Raw genomic sequence first — 20,234 nt, 5'->3', positions numbered from 1 at the left:
AGACAACATCTTGCGCTACGACATCGTCATCTCCGGAGGGTCGATAGTCGATGGGACCGGTGCGGCAGCTCGCCGCGCCGACGTGGCCGTCAGCGACGGTCGCATCGTGGATATCGGTGACGGGCCGTACCGCGCGGACACGGCGATCGATGCTACCGGCGCCGTGGTCGCACCGGGATTCATCGACCTGCACTCGCACGCCGACTTCACCCTTCCCGGCCATCCGGCCGCCGAGACCCAGCTCGTCCAGGGAGTGACGACGCTGATCACCGGGAACTGCGGTCACTCGCCTTTCCCGAATCGGCATCGTGGCGCGCCGCCCGGCGCCGGAGTCTTCGGGAAGGCCGAACTCACCTGGGATTGGACCGATGCGCGGGAGTTCGGCGCGGCGGTCACGGCGTGCGCACCGGCGGTGAACGTGGGCCTGCAAATCGGACACAATGCCCTCCGGAACACCGTCATCGGCGAGCACGACCGCCCTCCGACGACGGATGAGCTGGCGACGATGTGCGATATCGTCCGGGACGCGGCCACCGCCCCCGGGGTGGTCGGGTTCTCGACGGGTTTGATCTACATTCCCGGACTGTTCGCGGCGACGGATGAGTTGCGCACCCTCGTTCGTGTCGCGGCCGAGGCCGGGCTGTTGTACTCGACACACGTGCGTAACGAGGCATCCGAGTTGATCGCCGCGGTGACGGAAGCCATCGCCGTCGCGGAGTCCGCCGGTGCGCGCGTGGAGGTTTCGCATCTGAAGGCGATGGGCCCGGCGAACTGGGGGTCGGTCCGGACAGCACTCGACCTGATCGACTCGGCGCGGGCGCGGGGTGTCGACGTCACCGCCGACGTGTACCCGTACACGGCGTCGAGCACGGATCTGTCGTCGCGCCTCGCGAAGTGGGCCGTCGACGGAGGCCGGGAGGCCCTCCTCGCGCGGCTCGCGGTACCGGAGCAGCGGCGGAAGATCGCGGCCGAGCTGCGGAGCCGGTTCGGCCGCGACATCGACCCGGACGGCGTGGTGATCGTCGACCTCCCGGCCGGCGACTTCCAGCAGTACGTGGGCATGTCGATCTCGGCGATCGGCGCCGAACGCGGCACCGATGCCGCCGAGGCCGCTCTCGACATCCTGGCCGCACACCATGGTTCGGTGCCCATCGTGAACCATGCGATGAAGGAAGCGGATGTGCGGACGGTCCTGGAGCATCCGTGGGTGTCGGTGGCCAGTGACGGCTGGGTGCTCACCGCCACCGGCCCGGGGTGTCCGCACCCGCGTAGTTTCGGCACCTTCGCCCGCGTTCTGGGGCGGTACGTGCGGGAAGAGAAGGTATTGCCGCTCGAGGAGGCCGTCCGGAAGATGACGACGCTGCCCGCGGCACGAATCGACGTCGCCGACCGCGGAACGCTGGCCCCCGGCTACGCGGCCGACGTGGTGGTGTTCGATCCGGGCGAGGTCGAGGACACGTCGACGTTCGAAAATCCCTGGCAGTTGGCGCGCGGTGTCCGGTCGGTGCTGGTCAACGGTGTGGTCGCGGTGGCGGACGGCACGGCCACCGGCGCCCGCGCGGGACAGCTGGTCAGTAGAAGGAAGTAGGAGAATGACAGTGGAAACCCGGTCGTTCACAGACGAGTTGACCGAAATCGTGGGTGCTGCTCATGTATTGACCGAGCAGGAGCTGATCTCGGGTTTCGTCACGGACTGGACCCGCCGCTGGACCGGGCACACCGCCGCCGTCGTGCGGCCGGCGGACACCGACCAGGTGGCCGCGGTACTCGCGGCGTGTCACCGCGCGGGGGTGGCGGTCGTTCCGCAGGGCGGTAACACCGGCCTCGTCGGCGGTTCCGTCCCGATGCACGGCGAGATCGTGCTCAGCACGGTGCGGCTCGACCGGATCGACCGGGTCGATCCGGTGGGCCGGACGATCGACGCGGGCGCGGGTGTCACCGTCGCGGAGGCACAGCGCGCCGCCCGCCACCACGGACTCGACTTCGGCATCGACCTGGCGTCGCGCGATTCGGCGACGATGGGCGGCATCGTCTCCACCAATGCCGGCGGCATCCGGATGATCAAGAACGGCAATACACGAGCGCAGCTTCTCGGCGTCGAGGCCGTCCTCGCGGACGGCACCATCTTCGCCCGGTGGAAAGAACTCACCAAGGACAATGTCGGCTACGATCTGCCCGGTCTGCTCGCCGGCGCCGAAGGCACCCTCGCGGTGATCACCCGCGTCCGCATGAAGCTGGTGGTCCCCCCGCGAGCCACCAAGGTCGCACTTGTCGGCGTGGAATCAGTGGGGGGCGCACTGGGGTTCGTGGACACGCTGCAGCGGTCCGGTCTGACCCTCGAGGCCGCCGAGCTGATGACGAGGTCGGGAATCGACCTGGTCAGGAAATACAAATCGCTCCGGGCGCCGTTCGCGGCGGACACCCCGTTCGCATTGCTGGTCGAGGTGTCGGGTCAGGCGGACGCACAGCAGTTGCTGCTCGACGCGCTGACAGCAGGCGAGTCGGTGATCGTCGACGCGTCGATCGAGGACGGTCCGGCGCACCGACTCTGGAACTACCGGGAGAGCCACACCGAGGCGGTCAGCGCGGTCTCGACGACGCCGCCGGTCAAACTCGATATCTCCACGCCGCTGCGCGAGATCGAAAGCTTCCTCGCGGAGCTGACGGTCCGGGTGCGCGACGCCTTCCCCGGAGTGCGGGCGATCTGCTTCGGGCATATCGGTGACGGCAACATCCATGTGAATCTCCTCGATGTCGCGGACGATCAGCGTGAAGCTGTGACCGATACGGTGCTACGCCTCGTCGCCCGACACGACGGCAGCATCAGCGCCGAGCACGGGGTCGGACGTGCGAAGGCCCCGTGGATCGGACTCGGCCGCACCCCGGTGGATCTCCAGCTGATGCGTTCCATCCGATCCGCCCTCGACCCCGCCGGAATCCTGAATCCCGCAATCCTTCCCTCGAACCCGCAGCCCTGACGAACGCGAAAGGCCTCTCGACCACATGACGACCACCACCTGGACCGAACGCCTGCGCGAGCTCGGCATCGCCCTGCCGACCGTGGCCACACCGGCCGCCGCATACCTGCCCGCGGTGCGCACCGGAAACCTCGTGTACACCTCCGGACAGCTTCCGCTGATCGACGGGGTCTGCACCACCGTCGGCAAACTGGGTGACACCGTCACCGTCGATCAGGGAGCGGACGCCGCCCGGCTCTGCACGCTGAACGGTTTGGCCGCCGTCCACGACCTCGTCGGCCTCGACACCGTCGTCCGTGTTGTCAAGGTAGTCGGATTCGTCTCCTCCGCAGCGGGTTTCATTCAGCAGCCGCAGGTGATCGATGGCTCGTCGAAGTTCCTCGGCGAGGTATTCGGCGAGGCGGGCAGGCATGCGCGGTCGGCCGTCGGCCTGGCCGAGCTGCCGCGCGGTTCCGCAGTGGAGGTCGAGTTCGTGTTCGAGGTGTGACCGCGGCCGTACTGCCCCCGCCGACCGATGTGATGCCAGGGGAACTGATCCGCGCAGGCGTGCCCGCCGCCGAGCAGTGGCGAGAGGGTCAGTGTTCGAAGTCGTCTTCAGTACTGACGTGCGGATTCGGTTCTGATCGGAGAGGATCTCGAACAGGCCGGTCGCGCGCAGGCTCTGTCCTGGTCTCGAACAATGTGGCGAGCAGCACCAGGGTCGTCGCGATCACGATGTGCGCGGTGAACATCACGAGCATGGGGAGGGCGAAGCCCTCGTTGGTGAGAATGCCGTGGTCTCCTACACAGTAGAGGGTGTAGTTGGTGTAGGTGCCGTCGGAGTCGTGGAAGGTATCGGAGACGACCATGGGTTCGGTGGCCGGGGATGAACAAAAAAGGGGCGCGGTGAGTTTCGCTTCGCCGGGCCAGATGGCGACGGGCACGACGATGCTGAAGGCACCGGCGAGGATGCCGGTCGAGAGGATTGTCACCACACGGGGCATCGGCTATACCTGCTGGGCTCGGAGGAAGGCGCCGGTGCGGTCGAATTCGGCGACCACTTCCGAGCGGGCGGAGGCCACGTTGGCGACGATGCGGATATCGCGGCCGAAGCGGCTCACCACGAGGGCGGTGACCTGACCGTCGGGGATTTCGCTGTGTATGCGGGCGGTGTCGACTATGTCTTCGATACGCGAGAGACCGGGCACCTCGCTTATCGTGAAGTTCTCGCCGTCCAGGTCGTCGAAGGAGGAAACCCGCACAGGGCGTGGAGCGCTCAGGTCGCCGAGAGTGAAGGAGTAGTCGTCCAGCACGCGGGGCCGACCGGGCGGCCGGACGCGCAGACGGACAGTGGGTTCGCGGGCGGTGAAATCGCTACCGGCGAGGAAGTCGGTCACCTGGGCGGGCTGGTCGTTCAATACGAGCCGGAACTGGGTGGAGTTCGGTGCCGTGAGGAGGATGACGTTCACCTCCGGGTCTCCGGCACCGATGCGCTGGGCCAGTGCGGCGATCGCGGCCTGCGGCAGGGCGCTCACCAATCCGCCGCCCCGGGTACGAATCCGGTCCTCGAAATCCGCGCGGTCCACCGCGCCGATACATCCGCTGGTACTGCCGAGCACGGTCAGGCACAGCAGGACGCGGAACCATTTGCCACGGTGCATGTCCTGAAGGCTATGCGTTGCAAACCGATTCCGCTGGGTCGCTCCTCGAACGAATTCACTCGTCGGTGTGCTGTCCTGCCGACTGATACGTCACAGGGTATGGAGCAGTTTCTGGTTGAGCAGCGGCAACTTGCAGTCCATTCCAAGGCTGGCGATGTGGCCGAGCCTAGGGCGTGTCCGGCCGTCACTGTGCTCGAGCATGTGGTCGAATCTCGCAGTAGGTATGCGGTCGGAGCTGCCGGAAAGGGTTGAATCCGGCGTTCGGCGCGTCCCCACCGAGAGAGTCCAGGTCCGGTTCCGCTGGTGTCGAGGCGGTGCCGATATCTCCGGGCCGACTGAGGTTGTGCGATCCGGGCCTGTCACATTGTGAGCATCCGAATGAAGGATCAGGCGATGAAGAGAATCATCATCACGTTTGCTGCGGGAGCCGCAATGCTCCTGGTCGGCATTGGTACCGGCACCGCCGTCGATATGAGGGGCACAGCGTTCTTTTCCGAATTCGGGTTGGAAGAATGTGGCGACCTCGCCGGCGACGACGACATGGCAGTCAGGCTGAGTTCTATTGTCTTCACCCGTTCCATGTGCGGGAAACATATCCTCGTCACCGGCCGTGCTGGATCGGTCGAAGTGAAGGTCGTCGGTGTTTGCCCGGGCTGTAACTCCAACGATATCGAACTGACCCCAGCTGCGTTCCAGAAAATTGGCTCCTTGGATACGGGGACGATGCCGGTCGGGTGGAAATTCGTTTAACGGTTCATGCCGCGCAGATGAGGGCGGCATTGTCGCGGTCACCGCCGACCCAGCGCTCGTGAGGCCGTCCACGCCGCCGAGGGGCAGCTCGGGGTCACCGGACGAACCCCTTTGTGCCCCATACCACCAGCATGCCCGGGAACGGGACTGCGCTGTACGATCGTGGATGGAAAGAGGGACCGGAATATTCCCGCGGTCGACCAGTGGAGCTCAGGAGAATCCATGCCTACATCAGGAGAGTTCCCCGGTATCGGTATGCCGGGTTTCGAGGCGTCTTCGTCGCCGGACGGCCTGGGTCCGGTGGAAATGGAATCACCCACCCAGGACCTCGTCGTCGACGGCATCCTCGACACCTTCGTCACCACCGGTCCCGATTCGATGAGTGTCTGGACCGATACCGACCTCGACGGCTACGCCGACCGGCTGAGCGTGGTGGAGAACGACGGCGACTACGCGGCTTGGGAATACCACCGCAATCCGGACGGGACGAGCGAGTGGCGGCAGACAGATCAGGGGAAAGTGGGGGAGTGATCGGGGCGCCGGCCGCGAGGAGCGGGATGGAACCGATGCCCGAGCCGGCGCCGCGAATCGGGTAGGACGAACACTGCCGGGCCGATCGGGGTCACCGGGGAGGGGCGGGGATTCGGAGGGGCAGCTCTTCTCAACAGGGGTGGGAGCTCCCGCGGGAGGAGCTTGACGCGCCCTGGGCCGGCGCTGGCTCGCAGGAAGGTCAGGGTCATATCGATCCCTTCGATTTCCCCGGCCCCAGCCTTGTACCGTTGGGCCGTGAACCCAGCTGATGCGCGATGCCTCAAAGATGGCGATCTCGAGACCCGCGAGGAAAACCTGCGGCTCCTGCTCATGCGGGCGGCCGAGGGCGATACGCCTGCCAAAGAAGCATTGTGTGCGCTCGTCCGCGACTATCCCGGTTACCACCGATCGCTCTACAGCCGGGCCTTGAACCGGGCGGCGGTCTTCGGCGACGCCACACTGAAGGCACCTCTACTCGCTGCGCTGGCCGATACTCGGTACAACTGCCAGGCTTGGGCCGCGATGGGCTGCGCGGCACTCGGCATCCGAGATGCGGTTCCCGGCCTGGTTGCGATGCTGGACCACCCACAGGAGATGGCTCGAGAGCAAGCGGTGATCGCGCTGGGCGCCCTCGGCGACGAATCGGTCGTCCCGGCCCTCACACCCGTCTTGCGGGACTCGATCGCAGGAATGCGTGAGCGTGGCGCCGAAGCTCTCGCCATGATCGGCGGCGATGCGGCCCTGGCTGCGCTGTGGGACGAATTCGAGAACCGGCGGTACTACCGGATCGGCTATATCGCGAGCGCGCTGGCCAAATTCGCCCCGGACGTCATCCCCAGGCTGTGCGAGGCGGCCGACAGCGACGACCCGGACCGACGGTATTGGGCGGCTGTCGCGCTCGGTTCGACCGGCGACGATCGTGCCGTGCCGACGCTGGAACGGCTGATGGCCCACGACCGGGGGACAACAGTCTTCGACGGCATGGTGAGCGTCGCCGCGAAGAAGGGCCTGCGCACGCTACGACGGATCCAAGCCGCGATCGCAGCCCGCGAATCCTGAAATCCAGCTGTCGAACCGCCCCGACCGCCACAGCCGATAGCGTCGCGGTCGGCCGGTCGGCCGCGCGGGCGCGGCTTTTTCTGTGGCGGCGGTGTCGTTGCCCGGTTTTTCCCGGGCTTTCGGGCAGGGTTTAGCCGGATGCGACGTGGGCAGCGTCGCGGGAACACGCGTTCGAAGGCACACAGGTGGACCGGACGAAGGAGAGCTCGTGGCAGTGACACCGTCTCGACCCGCAGAGCTCACCGCCACTCGCCCGTTCCCGGCGCGAATCGGGCCGAAGGGTTCGGCCATCCGCAAGCTGGTGACCACGACCGACCCGAAACTGCTGGGCATCATGTACCTGGCCTCGGCGACCGCGTTCTTCCTGATCGGCGGGTTGATGGCGCTGCTGATCCGCGGGGAACTGGCCCGTCCGGGACTGCAGTTCTTGTCGCCGGAACAGTACAACCAGCTGTTCACCATGCACGGCACGATCATGCTGCTGTTCTATGCCACACCGGTGGTATTCGGTTTCGCCAACGCGGTACTGCCCCTGCAGATCGGAGCGCCGGATGTGGCGTTTCCCCGGCTCAACGCCCTGAGCTACTGGCTGTATCTGTTCGGGGCCACCATGGCGACCGCCGGATTCGTCACGCCGGGCGGCGCCGCGGACTTCGGCTGGACCGCGTATTCGCCGCTTACCGATATCGTGCACTCGCCGGGCGTCGGCGGTGACCTGTGGATCATGGGCCTGGCCGTCTCCGGTCTGGGCACCATTCTCGGTGCGGTCAACATGCTCACCACGGTGGTGTGTCTGCGCGCGCCGGGTATGACCATGTTCCGGATGCCGATCTTCACCTGGAATATCGTGGTGACCAGCATTCTGGTGCTGTTGGCGTTCCCGATCCTGACCGCGGCCCTCATGGCGCTGGCCTACGACCGGCATCTGGGCGGCCACATCTACGATCCCGGCATCGGCGGTGTCCTGCTGTGGCAGCATCTGTTCTGGTTCTTCGGCCATCCGGAGGTCTACATCATCGCGTTGCCGTTCTTCGGCATCGTCTCCGAGATCTTCCCGGTGTTCAGCCGCAAACCCCTCTTCGGCTACACAGCGCTCGTCTTCGCGACCATTGCCATCGGTGGCCTCTCGATGGCGGTATGGGCCCACCACATGTATGCCACCGGCGCGGTCCTGCTGCCGTTCTTCTCTTTCATGACCTTCCTGATCGCCATCCCGACCGGCGTCAAATTCTTCAACTGGATCGGCACCATGTGGAAGGGGCAACTCACCTTCGAAACTCCGATGCTGTTCTCGGTGGGTTTCCTCGTCACATTTCTGTTCGGTGGTCTGTCCGGTGTCATCCTGGCCAGCCCGCCGCTGGACTGGCACGTACACGACAGCTACTTCGTGGTGGCGCACTTCCACTACGTGCTCTTCGGCACCATCGTGTTCGCCACATTCGCCGGTATCTACTTCTGGTTCCCGAAGATGACCGGCCGGCTCATGGACGAACGCCTCGGACGGCTCCACTTCTGGACCACATTCCTCGGCTTCCACACCACCTTCCTGGTACAGCACTGGCTCGGCGACGAAGGCATGCCCCGTCGTTACGCCGACTACCAAGCCGCAGACGGCTTCACCGCCCTACACACCGTCTCCACCATCGGCTCGTTCGTACTCGGCGTCTCGATGATCACTTTCGTGTGGAACGTCTTCAAGAGCTACCGCTACGGCGAGGTGGTCACGGTGGACGACCCGTGGGGTTACGGCAACTCCCTGGAATGGGCCACCAGCTGCCCACCACCGCGGCACAACTTCTACGAACTGCCCAAGATCCGCTCCGAACGTCCCGCATTCGAGCTGCACTACCCGCATATGGCCGATCGCATCCGCTCCGAATCCCACGTCGGCCGCCCCAGTGGATCCGGTGCCGGTGCGGAACTGTCCCAGCCCCCCAGCTCGACCATCGGTACTGCCTCCGACGAACCCGGCCACTGACACCAGCTTCCGAAACACTCCCACCGGGTAGAACACCCCACGTGACTTCCGAGCCTGCGGGGCGCGATTGTGCTGCGCCGGAAGCACCCGAGATGTACGACTTGATCTCGAATGGGCCGATAGGCCGCCGTCAGGATCGGGCTCACGTGCGGCGGTTAAATGCTTCGAGAGGTACTGGACGGGCCTCGCCTCCTGCCTGTTCCTGCCCACTCGCATCGGCCCTACCCTGCACCGGGTCGATCCGCGATGTTCTCGGCGAGGACCTCCTCGAAATGGGTGGCCACCCGGTCTGCCAGGCCGGGATCGATGACATCGGTGGCGTACTCCACCGACCCGAACAACGCCGCGGTCCGGCCGTCGTCGCCTTTCTGCTCCGACAGGATCAGGGAGAGGTCGAAATCCGCCGGGGCCACGACGGTGACCGGCTCCCATTCCGCGGCTATCTCGGATCCGCGCAGGTCGGCAGCCGGGATGTTCTGGAACGCCAGGCGAACACGGAGACGATCGCGGATGCCGAGGGTGTCGGCCAGGAACTCGTACGGAATATCCTGGTGGTCCAGGGCCGTAACCCGAATACGCCCGAGATCATCCACCAGTTTCGGGAAATCCGGATTCTCGGATAGATCGCAGCGCAGGACGAGGAAGTTGGTGAATCGGCCGACTGCGACTTCGAGCCCCGTCTCGGTCCGTCCAGCGGTCGGGGCGCAGACGGCGAGATCGTCTCCGAAGCCGAATTCGCGGAGGGTCAGCGCGAAGGCAGCGTGGAGCACGGTGAAAGCGCTCGTCGTATGGTGTTCCGCGAAACCACGCAGGGCCCGGTAGCGGGCCGGGTCGATATAGATATGGCGCACCCCGGCCATCGGCTGTGGTGCCTCGGGCCGTCGGTCGAGCAGCGAGGGTGGTGGCGGGAGTTCGGCCAGCCGCTCCTTCCAGAAAGCCCACTGCCGGTCGATACCGCCGGTGCGGCCGAGCTCGGAGACAAGGGTGTGTTGCCAGGTCGCATGCTCGGCGTACTGGATCGGCAAGGGTTCCCAGTCCGGCTTCGTCCCGGCGGTACGGGCCGCGAGCGCGCCGGCGAAATCGTGGACCAGTGGCGCGATCGACCACCCGTCGGCCGCGATATGGTGCAGGACGATAACCAGCCGGTCCCTTTCCGCCGGACTCCGGATCAGGCGTACCCGAAGCGGCAATTCGCTACGCAGGTCGAACGGGTGCTCCGGAACAGCGTCGATGTAGGCCGCGGTCCCAGTGCCGGTCACTACGGCGAAATCCGTCGAACCCGGCGGAAGGATGCGCTGATAGCCCGGGAAGACTGTGCGCAGGACCTCATGGCGTGTGGTCAGGTCGGCCAAGGCAGCCGAGATATCGTCCGGATTCGCCGGGTGGGCGAATCCGAGGGCGAACGCATAGGCGCGCCCGGGCCCGGTTTCGCGGCGTTCGCGTTCGTTGAGCTCGACGAGCCGCTGTTGCGGGTACGACAGCGCCACGATCTCGGGACGGGCTGTGTCGAGCCGGGCCGGCAATTCGATCGGACGCGCCGACAGCGCGGCGAGCGCTGCCACCGTGCGGGTTTCGAATACATCCTGAACGCTGACCTCGGTGCCGAGATCGGTGCGCACCCGGTTGCGCAGCCGTACGGCGCGGACGGAATCGCCGCCCATCCGGAAGAAATCGTCGTCGATACCCACGGCGGGCAGGTCCAGCACCTCGGCGAATACGGCAGCCATTGCTTTCTCCCGTTCGGTACGCGGCGGCCGGCCGGTCGACCCGGTATCGAAATCCGGTTCCGGTAGTGCGTGCACGTCGAGTTTTCCGTTGACCGTGGTCGGCCAGGTATCGACCACGGTGATCGCCGCGGGAATCATATGGTCCGGAAACTTTTGCGCCAGTTGCTGCCGGAGATCTGTTGCCGGAGCTGGGCCGGCAGCGCGCACATAGGCCAGCAACCGGTCGTCGCGGATGATTACGCGGGCGTCGCCGACACCGTCGCACGTGGCCAGCACTGCCTCGATCTCACCGGTCTCGACCCGGAAACCGCGCAACTGTATCTGCTGGTCACCGCGGCCCATATGATCGAGCGCGCCGCTGCGCCACCGGCCGAGATCACCGGATCGGTACATCCGGGCACCGGGCGGGCCGGCAGGGTCGGCCACGAACCGTGTCGCGGTGAGGTCGGGGCGGCCGAGATAGCCCCGAGCGACCTGCGCACCGCTCACATAGATCTCCCCGGGGCTGCCCACCGGCGCGGGCCGCATCCGGGAATCCAGAACGTAGGTCGCGAGACCGGGTAGCGCACGGCCGACCGTGCTGCCCGGTGCCTGCCGCTGAGCGGATATCCGGTCCAGCGGCTGGACGGTGACATGCACTGTGGTCTCGGTGATTCCGTACATGTTCACCAGCCGCGGCCGGGAATCTCCGTACCGGTCGTACCATTCGTTCAGCCGCGTCGTATCCAGTGCCTCCCCGCCGAATACGAGATAGCGCAGCGAGTGCGAGGACTCCGCTCCCATCCGGTGGCCGGCGTCGGCCAGTCCGTAGAACGCCGTCGGGGTCTGTGACAGCACAGTCACCCGCTCCCGGATGAGCAATTCCCACAGTTCGTCCGGGGACCGGGAAGTCGTGTGGTCGACGATCACCGCGGTGGCGCCGGTGACCAGCGCGCCCCATAGTTCCCATACCGCGAAATCGAAGGCGAACGAATGGAAGACCGTCCACACGTCGGAGCTGTCGATCTCGAGGCCGGGCAGGGCGGCGGCGAACAGAGCGACCACGTTGCGATGGGTTACCGCAACACCTTTCGGGGTGCCGGTGGATCCGGAGGTGAAGATGACATAGGCCAGATCGTCGGCTCGGGCGGCGACGGTACGCCCGGGAGGTATGGCGGGCGGGACCGCCCGGGCCGGCTCCGCGGAGTCGACCAGCAGCACCGTCCGGTCGCCGACCGGCAGTTCGGGCAGGAGGTCGGTGCTGGTGAGTACGAGCACCGGAGCTGCTTGCGCGAGAACGGATTCCGTTCGCCGGCTCGGCCAGCGCGGGTCGATCGGAAGATATCCCGCGCCCGACCGCAGGACGGCCAGTAGCGCGACCGGAAGCCGAGTAGTGCGCTCGAGTGCCACCGCCACCAGGGCTCCCGGGCCGGCGCCGGACCGGATCAACCGCTCCACAATCGGATCCGCGCACCGGGACAGTTCGGCATAGGTCAATGTGGTGCTGCCGTCGGTGACGGCGCGCCGCCCGGGATGGGCAGCCACGCACGCATCCACGAGATCGACCAGAGTGGCCGCCCCGGCCTCGATGCCCCCATACCGCCGGACCTCCGAGAGGTCGGTGCGCTCGGCGGCGAGGATTTCGGTTCGCTCTTCGTCGAGGAGTAGATCGATATCGCCGACCGGGCGATCGGGTTCTTCGACCACCGCCGACAGGATTCGCACCAGCCGCGCAGCCGTGCGCCGCACGGTGGACTCGTCGAACAGGTCGGCGTCGTAGCTGATCCGTCCGTCGAGTCCGCCGGTGGGAGTACCGTCGACGACGGTGATCGTCAGGTCGAACATCGGGGTGTGGGCCGTTAGGACCGGTACCGAGACTTCGAGTCCCGGCAGTTCGACCTCGACCGAAGGCAGGTTCTGGTAGGCCAGAGCCACCCGGAACAGCGGTGTTCGCTGGTGCGGGTGACTTGTACGCACCGCGTCCGCGACCGTATCGAACGGTAGGTCCGCGTGTGCCATGGCCGCCAGGTCGGCACGGCGGCGGTGGTCGAGCAGGGTGCTGAACCCTTCGGCCGGATCGATACGGGTGCGCAGGACCACGGTGTTGACGAACATCCCCACGAGGTCTTCGAGGGCGGCGTCACCGCGTCCGGCGACCGGCACGCCGACAGCCACATCGGTAGCCCCCGACATCCTGCTCAACAGCAGGGCCACGGCAGCGTGCACCACCATGAACAGGGTTACGCCGCTGCCACGAGCCATCGACCGCAGCCGGACGGCGGTATTCGAGTCGAGACAGAATTCGACCGACCCGGCGGGCGCGGACGATACGGCGGGGCGGCCGCGGTCGGTGGGAAATCCGGTCTGCTCCGGCAACCCGGCCAATTCCTTGCGCCAGTACGCGAGTTGGGTAGCCGCGAGCGAGCCGAGGTCGTCGGCATCGCCCAGCAGCTGCCGATGCCACAACGTGTAGTCCGCGTATTGCACCGGTAGCGAATCCCAGGCGGGCTGCACGCCGTGTGCCCGGGATGTGTACGCCGTCATCAGGTCGCGTGCCAGCGGACCCGTCGACCACCCGTCGACGGCGATATGGTGGGCGACCACGAGGAGGATGTAGTCGCCCCCCGGACCGTCGTGATCGGTGCGCTGGAACAGGAGAACACGGACCGGCACCTCCGCCGTGACATCGAAACCGGCCACGGTGGCCTCACGGATGCGCGCCGTCTGCTCGGCCTCACCGGCAACGGGGATCAGCCGTAGCGCAGTGGCGGCGATCGCATCCGGCAGCACGTGCTGGACGGGCCCGTCCCGGTCTTCGGGGTAGCTGGTGCGCAAGGTTTCGTGGCGGTTCACGACATCGGAGACGGCTGCCCGCAAGGCCGTGATATCCAGGGCGCCCGTCAGACGGATCGCGAGGGGAATGTTGTAGGCCGCAGAGTCGAGAGCGGACTGGTTGAGCAGCCACATCCGTTGCTGCGCCGGTGCCGGCGGGATGCGCGCGGGGCGCGGGCCGGCCGTCAGCGCTTTGTGTCCGGCGCCCGCGAACTCGCCGGCGCGGACCGCCAACTCGGCCACCGTCGATGCGTCGAACAGCGTCCGCACCGGCACTCTGGTGTGCAAGGCTGCGCCGAGGCGGGCGGCGACCCGGACTGCCAGCAGTGAATTGCCCCCGAGATCGAAGAAATCGTCATCGGCACCCACCTGCTCGACGCCCAGGAGGTCGGCGAAGAGCTCGGCGACGATCGATTCGACTCCCTGCGCCGGGGGCCGGAATTCGCGCCGCGACCAGGTGAGGGCCGGTAGCGCGGTCCGATCGAATTTGCCGTTCGGGGTCATCGGCACCTCGTCCAGCACCATGATCGCGTCGGGCTTCATCTGCGAAGGCAGTATGCCGGCCGCCGCCCGGGCCACTTCTTCGGTATCGATACTGTGCCCCGGCGCCGCGACGAGATAGGACACGAGCATGGTTCGGCCGGCCAGCTCTCTCCCGAGAGTGCGGGCGAAACCGACAGCGGGGTGCCCGGCCAGCACCGAATCGATCTCGCCGAGTTCGACGCGGACGCCGCGGATCTTGACCTGGAAGTCCGAGCGGCCCAGATAGTCGAGCTCCCAGCGCACCGAGGCGACGGCGGCGTTCCCGGCGCGCCGGCCGGGCTCGGCGTACCAGCGAACGATATCCCCGGTGCGATACATGCGCGAACCTGCGGGACCCCACGGGTCGGCGACGAATCGGCCGGCAGTCGCGCCCGGCCGGTGGTGGTAGCCGCGGGCCAGACCCGCGCCGGTCAGATACAGCTCACCGGCCACCCCCGGCGGAACCGGCCGCAGACGCTCGTCGAGTACCCGCGCCGAAGTCCCCGGCACCGGGGCACCGATCGTGATGTGCGCGTGCGGCGCCGATTTCGTGAGTGTGGCGACGATGGTGGTCTCGGTGGGGCCGTACGCGTTGATGTATGTGCGCCCGGGTGCCCATTCGGCCAACAGTTGCGGAGTGGTCACATCGCCACCGGCCGTGACCACCTCCAGCGTGGCCGAGCCGGACGGGTCCATGGTGCTCAGCACCGCCGGGGTGGTGAACGTATGTGTCACTTTCTCGGCACGGACGAGTCCGGTCAATTCCGGGCCACCGAGTATCTCGGCGGGGACGACCACCAGGGTCGCGCCGGTCGCGGCCGCGCACATCCATTCCAGCACCGACGGGTCGAAGCTCGGCGAACAGATGTGCAGGAGCCGATGCCCCGGCCGGAGGCCGCACACTTCCGTCGCGGTATCGACCAGTGAGCGCAGACCGGAATGGGTGACCGATACGCCTTTGGGCAGACCGGTCGAACCGGAGGTGTAGATCATATAGGCCGGATGTCGTATGTCGAGTGGGGCCGCCCGGTCGGCGTCGGTGACCGGCGCCGCCGACTGTGCCTCGATCCGCGCGCCGAATACCGGGTCGTCCAATCGCAGCCAGTCCACCTCGGCGGGTAGTCGATCCGCGAACTCGCTGTCGGTCAGCCCCACGACGGCACCTGAGTCGGTGACCATATGCCGTATCCGGGCTTCCGGATACGACGGGTCGATCGGCACGTGCGCACCACCGGACTTCGCCACGGCCCAGAATGCGGTGACCATCGCCGCGGACCGAGGGAACGCCAGCGCGACCACCCGCTCCGGGCCCACACCCCGCTCGATGAGAACCCGCGCCAGCCGTGAGGAGCGTTCGTCCAATTCCCGGTATGTGGTCGAACGGCCTCGGTAGCGGATCGCGATCTGCTCCGGGTGCGGGGCCACACCGTGGGCCAGCATTTCCGGCAGCAGTCCGAACGCCGGGACGGGTCCGTTCGGTGCCCGGGTGAGGAAGTCCTGCTCGGCGGAGTCGAGCAGGGGCAGATCACCCACCGGTGTCCACGGCGCGGCCGCGATCGAGGTGAGCAGTCGGCGGAACCGCTGCGCGAATACCTCGACGGTCGCCGGATCGAACAGATCGCGAGCGAAGGAGAATTCCGCGGACAGGCTTCCGTCCTGCTCCGCCGGCCGGCCGATGGTCAGCATGAGATCGACCTTCGCGAGTCCGGCGTCGATGTCGAGCGCCGCCACACGTAGTCCGGGCAACTCGAATTCGGGCCGCGGCAGGTTCTCGAACGCCAACGCCACCTGGAACAACGGATGCCGCGCCGTCGACCGGCGTGGGTTCAGCAACTCCACCAGCCGCTCGAAAGGTACGTCGGCATGGGAGAAGGCGTCCAGGTCGGTTGTCTTGGTCGCGGCCAGCAGATCACTGAACGGTGCGGCGCTCGTCACCCGGGACCGCAGGACAAGGGTGTTGACGAACATGCCGATCACATCGTCGAGTTCGGCCGCGCCACGGCCCGCGATCGGCGTGCCGACGGCGATATCGGTGCTCCCCGACAGGCGTGCCAGGAATACCGCGAATGCCGCGTGCACGACCATGAACACCGTTGCGCCGTTGTCCCGGGCCAGCGCGCCGAGTGCCCGGGCCGAATCCGCATCGATCGAGAACCGCACCGACCCGCCCGCGAACGAGCGGACCGCCGGGCGCGACCGGTCGGCCGGCAGGTTCAGTTCGTCGGGTAGTCCGGCCAACGCGGTCCGCCAGTAGCCGATCTGCCGGGAGAAGAGACTGTCCGGATCGTCCTCCGCACCCAGCACCGCACGGTGCCACAGCGCGTAGTCGGCGTACTGCACCGGCAGCGGCGCCCGGACCGGTACGCGACCGGCGGACCGGGCCTCGTACGCCGCCATCATGTCCCGGATCAACGGAGCGATCGACCAACCGTCGGCGCTGATGTGGTGCACTACGAACACCAGCACATATTCGGGCAGATCCCGCTCGGCCTCGGTACACCGCAACAGGATCGCGCGTACGGGCGCCGCGACGGTCACATCGAAGCCCGCTGATATCTCGGCGATGATGCGCGGACGGAGTTCCGCCTCGGTCACCGGGATCGGTGTGAGGTCCGCGTGCCCCTGCTCGGTCGGGACGATCTGCTGGTACGCGACGCCGTCGCGCTCCGGATAGACCGTTCGCAGCGATTCGTGCCGGTCGATCACATCGGCCATCGCCTGCCGGAGGACCGTCGGATCGAGGTGTCCGGACAGACTCACGACGGCCGCGATATTGTCCACGGCCGAATCGGTGTCGAGCCGGTTGAGAAACCACATCCGCTGCTGTGCGGGCGACAGCGGAAGATGTTCCGGAAGCGGGCGGTGCACCGGGACCGAACGGCTACCGGTGCCGTCCTGCTGCGGTGCTCGTGATGCCCGGCGGGCGATACCCGCGACCGTCCGAGCTTCGAACACATCCCGTGCGGTGATTCGCCACCCCAGTTCCTGGGCCCGCGACACCACTTGGAACGAGGCGATGCTGTCACCGCCGAGCTCGAAGAAGTCGTCGTCGGCGCCGACCCGCGGCGCGGTGAGCAGTTCCGTATAGATCCGCGCGATCGCCACCTCGGCGTCGGTAGCGGGGATGCGGAATTCGCGCGGAACAATCTCAGCTGCGGGCAAGGCCAGGCGATCCACCTTGCCGTTCGAGGTCGAAGGTAGGTCGTCCAGGACGACCACGGCCGCCGGCACCATATAGGCGGGCAGTGTCGCGCGCATAGCGTCCGACAGTTCGGCCGGCTCGATCCGGGCCCCCGCGGCCGCGACCACGTAGGCAACCAACCGGTCGCCCACTTCCGATGGTGCTACCACCGCGACCGCTTGACCGACCGACCGGTGTCTCAGCAAGGCCGTTTCGATCTCGCCGAGTTCGATACGCTGACCGCGCAGTTTGACCTGGAAGTCGGTCCGGCCCAGGTGGTCCAGCACCCCGCGGGGGCCGATCTCGCGCCAGCGCGCCAGATCGCCCGTGCGATACATCCGGAGGCCGGTGGCGAACGGATCGGCCACGAATCGGTCCGCGGTCAGCCCCGGTTGCGCGGCATAGCCGCGGGCAAGCTGGACACCGGACAGATACAGCTCGCCCACCACACCCGGCGGTACCGGCCGGAGCCGCGAGTCCAGCACGTAGACCCGGGTGTTCCACTCCGGCACACCGATGGGTACACCCTTGTCCCCGGACGCGGTGACGGGCCAGGAGGTCACCGATACGGCGGCCTCGGTCGGACCGTACAGATTGTGTACTGCCGCGCCGGAGATCGCGGAGATCGCCATCACGGTTTCCGTCGGCAGCGTTTCGCCGATCGCGAAGATATGTCGCAGCGTGGGGACGGTGCCCGCAGGTGTGTGCGCCGCGAACGCCGCCAGCATCGATGGTACGAAATCGATTACTGTGACTCCCTGCGCCGCAATGGTCTCTGCGAGATATCCGGGATCGCGATGGCCGTCCGGTTCGGCGACCACAAGGGTGGCGCCGACCTGTAACGGCAGGAAATGGCCCCATATCGAGACGTCGAAGGTGGCCGCCGTCTTCTGGAGATAGACGTCGTCGGCAGTTATCCGATATTCGTCCTGCATCCAGCGGATCTGGTTGTGGATCGCGTCATGGGGCACCGCCACCCCTTTGGGGCGCCCTGTCGATCCCGAGGTGAAGATGACATATGCCGTATTGCCCGGATGTACCGGGTGTCGTAGTTCGCTCGGGTGCACCGGGGTGCTGTCGAACTCGTCCGTGCCGACGGTATCGATGCGCAGGACAGGCACCCTTTCGGGCAGCGGGTCGATCTCGCCGGCCGTGGTGAGGACGCGGACCGGCCGCACAGTATCCAGCACGTGATCGATGCGCTCACGCGGTTGCCCGAGATCCAGCGGCACGAACGCACCGCCGGCGGTGAGGATTGCGTAGAGGGCAACGACAGTTTGCGGCGACCGCCGAGCCGATACGGCGACAACGCACTCCGGCCCCACCCCCTCGGCGATCAGTAACCTGGCCAATCGGTTGACCCGGGCATCGAACTCCCTGTAAGTCCAGGAGACACCCGCACCGGCCACCGCGACCCGGTCCGGATGCGCGGCCGCGGCGCGGATGAACCCTGTATGCAGTAGCTCCGGCGCCAGCACACGTTCGGTGGCATTCCACTCGGTCAGCAATCGGTACCGTTCACCGGCGTCGAGAACGTCCACGTCTTCCACCGATCGATCCGGGGAACTGGATATCACCCGTCGCAAGTACGAAATGAACCGTGAATGATGCTCGTGTGCTTGGGCCACAGAATATCGGCTCGAATTGAATTCGAAATTTATTCGGTAGCGGAGTCCGTTGCCCGATGGGTGGATATTGACCGCCAGATCGTCGACCATGCCCGCCGCCAGAGTATGCGCCCGTCCTGTAGCGGAACCCAGCTGGATATCCCCGAAGAACGGCATGATGTTGATGCGCGGTCCCATCTCCCCGATGGTGTTCTGTGCGGCGGATCCGGCATGACGCCGAATCTCGGCGTACGGGTAATGTTGATGCCGCACGGCGCCGATGACGGCCGATCGGACCGAGCGAACCAGATCGGCAACGGTCATATCCGCATCGACGGCGATCCGCAGCGGCACGACATTGGACACTGTGCCGGCCGCCCGGCGAAGCAGAGCGGTGGTCCGGGCCGCGACCGTGAGGTTGACCAGCACATCACGGTGATCGGTGAGCCGGGCCGAATACGCCACGAACGTCGCTGTGACGAGGTCGGTGTCGGTACAGTTCAACCGCTGCGCTGCTGCTGCGATCAGAGCGCTGTCCGGCTCCGACAGTTCACCGCGGACTGTGTACCCGATCGCGGAGGGTGGGCCTTGACGGTCGGAAAGCCCGGGCCCCGGGCTGTATCCGGCAATCCGCTCGGCCCAGTATGCCCGATCCGCAACCGCTCGTGCGCTCGCCCGGTAGGTCGCTTCGACCTCCATCAATTTCGATAGTCCGGTGGCGCACAGCGGTTCCGGCTCCTGCCCGGAAGTGAGCGCCGAGTAGTGTTGCCCGATCCGCTCGATCAGTTTGATAGCGCCGTAACCGTCCAGAATGATGTGGTGGGCCCGCAAGTACCAGAACCAGCGTTCATCGGCGAGCCGGATCAGCGCTGTTCGAATCAATCTGTCGCGCAACAGGTCCACCGGATTCGCGATATCGGTGCGCATCCACTCGTACGCCGCCGCCTCCGGATCGCCGGCTCCCCGCGTATCGACCCGATGCAGTACCGAATCCAGTGTGGGGTCCACTATTTGAGACGGGCCGACGGCACTGTCCGCGATTCGCACATACCCCGATTCCAGTTCCCGCCCCGCGGCGATACCGGCCGTGCGCAACATGTCCGGATCGATATCGGCGCGGATATCCACGTACATAGCGATATTGACCGGAGTATCCGGATGGAGTTGTTGGAGCTGCCACATCGCCGATTGTGCCGACGACAGCCGAAACCAGCCCCTACCCATCACATCACCAAGAATCTCCCCGACCCCTGTTGACCACTCCCGGCCATCCTACGGCGAATGTGGAACACTGCTTCCCGTCATTGGGATGTGTTCACCCGGTGCGTAGCAGTCATTCAGCGAGCGAGGCGTTCAGAATGCCGGTCACGGGATCCTCGACGGTGAAGCCGCCCGCCGGGCAGAACGCCCGCACCTCGATAGTCGGCGTCTGTCGTCGGCGGCAGTATGA

General features: G+C 66.6%; 10 protein-coding genes. 7 read left to right on the top strand and 3 right to left on the bottom strand.

The window, feature by feature from the left end; genetic code table 11:
- The first annotated feature begins 10 nt into the window (after positions 1-10).
- Genes OG405_RS14145 through OG405_RS14135 form a run of 3 tightly spaced genes read left to right on the top strand, consistent with a single transcriptional unit; the run spans position 11 to position 3,465 of the window.
- On the top strand, positions 11-1,588 hold the full coding sequence (locus OG405_RS14145) for an N-acyl-D-amino-acid deacylase family protein (RefSeq protein WP_327152096.1): 1,578 nt from the start codon (positions 11-13) through the stop codon (positions 1,586-1,588).
- Between the two features lie 4 nt (positions 1,589-1,592).
- Positions 1,593-2,978 (top strand): FAD-binding oxidoreductase, encoded by a 1,386-nt coding sequence (locus tag OG405_RS14140; protein ID WP_327152095.1) that lies wholly within the window; start codon positions 1,593-1,595, stop codon positions 2,976-2,978.
- Between the two features lie 25 nt (positions 2,979-3,003).
- Positions 3,004-3,465, top strand: coding sequence for a RidA family protein (locus tag OG405_RS14135; protein WP_327152094.1), 462 nt, complete (start codon positions 3,004-3,006; stop codon positions 3,463-3,465).
- Positions 3,466-3,553: 88 nt separating this feature from the next.
- Here OG405_RS14135 and OG405_RS14130 read toward each other — a convergent pair whose 3' ends face one another.
- Entirely contained in the window at positions 3,554-3,961 is a 408-nt protein-coding gene (locus tag OG405_RS14130) for a hypothetical protein (RefSeq protein ID WP_327152093.1), read from the bottom strand.
- Between the two features lie 3 nt (positions 3,962-3,964).
- Complete coding sequence (locus OG405_RS14125) at positions 3,965-4,618, bottom strand: hypothetical protein (RefSeq protein WP_327152092.1); 654 nt, start codon at positions 4,616-4,618, stop codon at positions 3,965-3,967.
- Positions 4,619-5,011: 393 nt separating this feature from the next.
- Here OG405_RS14125 and OG405_RS14120 point away from each other — a divergent pair, with 393 nt between their 5' ends.
- The 4 genes from OG405_RS14120 to ctaD all read left to right on the top strand — a co-directional run bounded on the left by OG405_RS14120 (position 5,012) and on the right by ctaD (position 8,936).
- The gene (locus OG405_RS14120) at positions 5,012-5,368 is read left to right on the top strand and encodes an RlpA-like double-psi beta-barrel domain-containing protein (protein WP_327152091.1); all 357 of its coding nucleotides are present in this window, start codon (positions 5,012-5,014) and stop codon (positions 5,366-5,368) included.
- A 222-nt stretch (positions 5,369-5,590) separates the two neighbouring features.
- Entirely contained in the window at positions 5,591-5,899 is a 309-nt protein-coding gene (locus OG405_RS14115) for a DUF6802 family protein (protein WP_327152090.1), read from the top strand.
- Positions 5,900-6,154: 255 nt separating this feature from the next.
- Positions 6,155-6,958, top strand: coding sequence for a HEAT repeat domain-containing protein (locus tag OG405_RS14110; RefSeq protein ID WP_327152089.1), 804 nt, complete (start codon positions 6,155-6,157; stop codon positions 6,956-6,958).
- Positions 6,959-7,166: 208 nt separating this feature from the next.
- Positions 7,167-8,936, top strand: coding sequence for an aa3-type cytochrome oxidase subunit I (gene ctaD, locus OG405_RS14105; RefSeq protein WP_327152088.1), 1,770 nt, complete (start codon positions 7,167-7,169; stop codon positions 8,934-8,936).
- Positions 8,937-9,157: 221 nt separating this feature from the next.
- Here the strand turns inward: ctaD and OG405_RS14100 are convergent, their stop codons facing one another.
- Positions 9,158-20,008, bottom strand: a complete 10,851-nt coding sequence (locus OG405_RS14100; protein ID WP_327152087.1) for a non-ribosomal peptide synthetase — start codon at positions 20,006-20,008, stop codon at positions 9,158-9,160.
- Positions 20,009-20,234: the final 226 nt, after the last annotated feature.

The organism is Nocardia sp. NBC_01329 (assembly GCF_035956715.1).
In the GTDB taxonomy this organism is placed as follows: domain Bacteria; phylum Actinomycetota; class Actinomycetes; order Mycobacteriales; family Mycobacteriaceae; genus Nocardia.
This window is presented reverse-complemented; position numbering and strand designations above follow the sequence as displayed.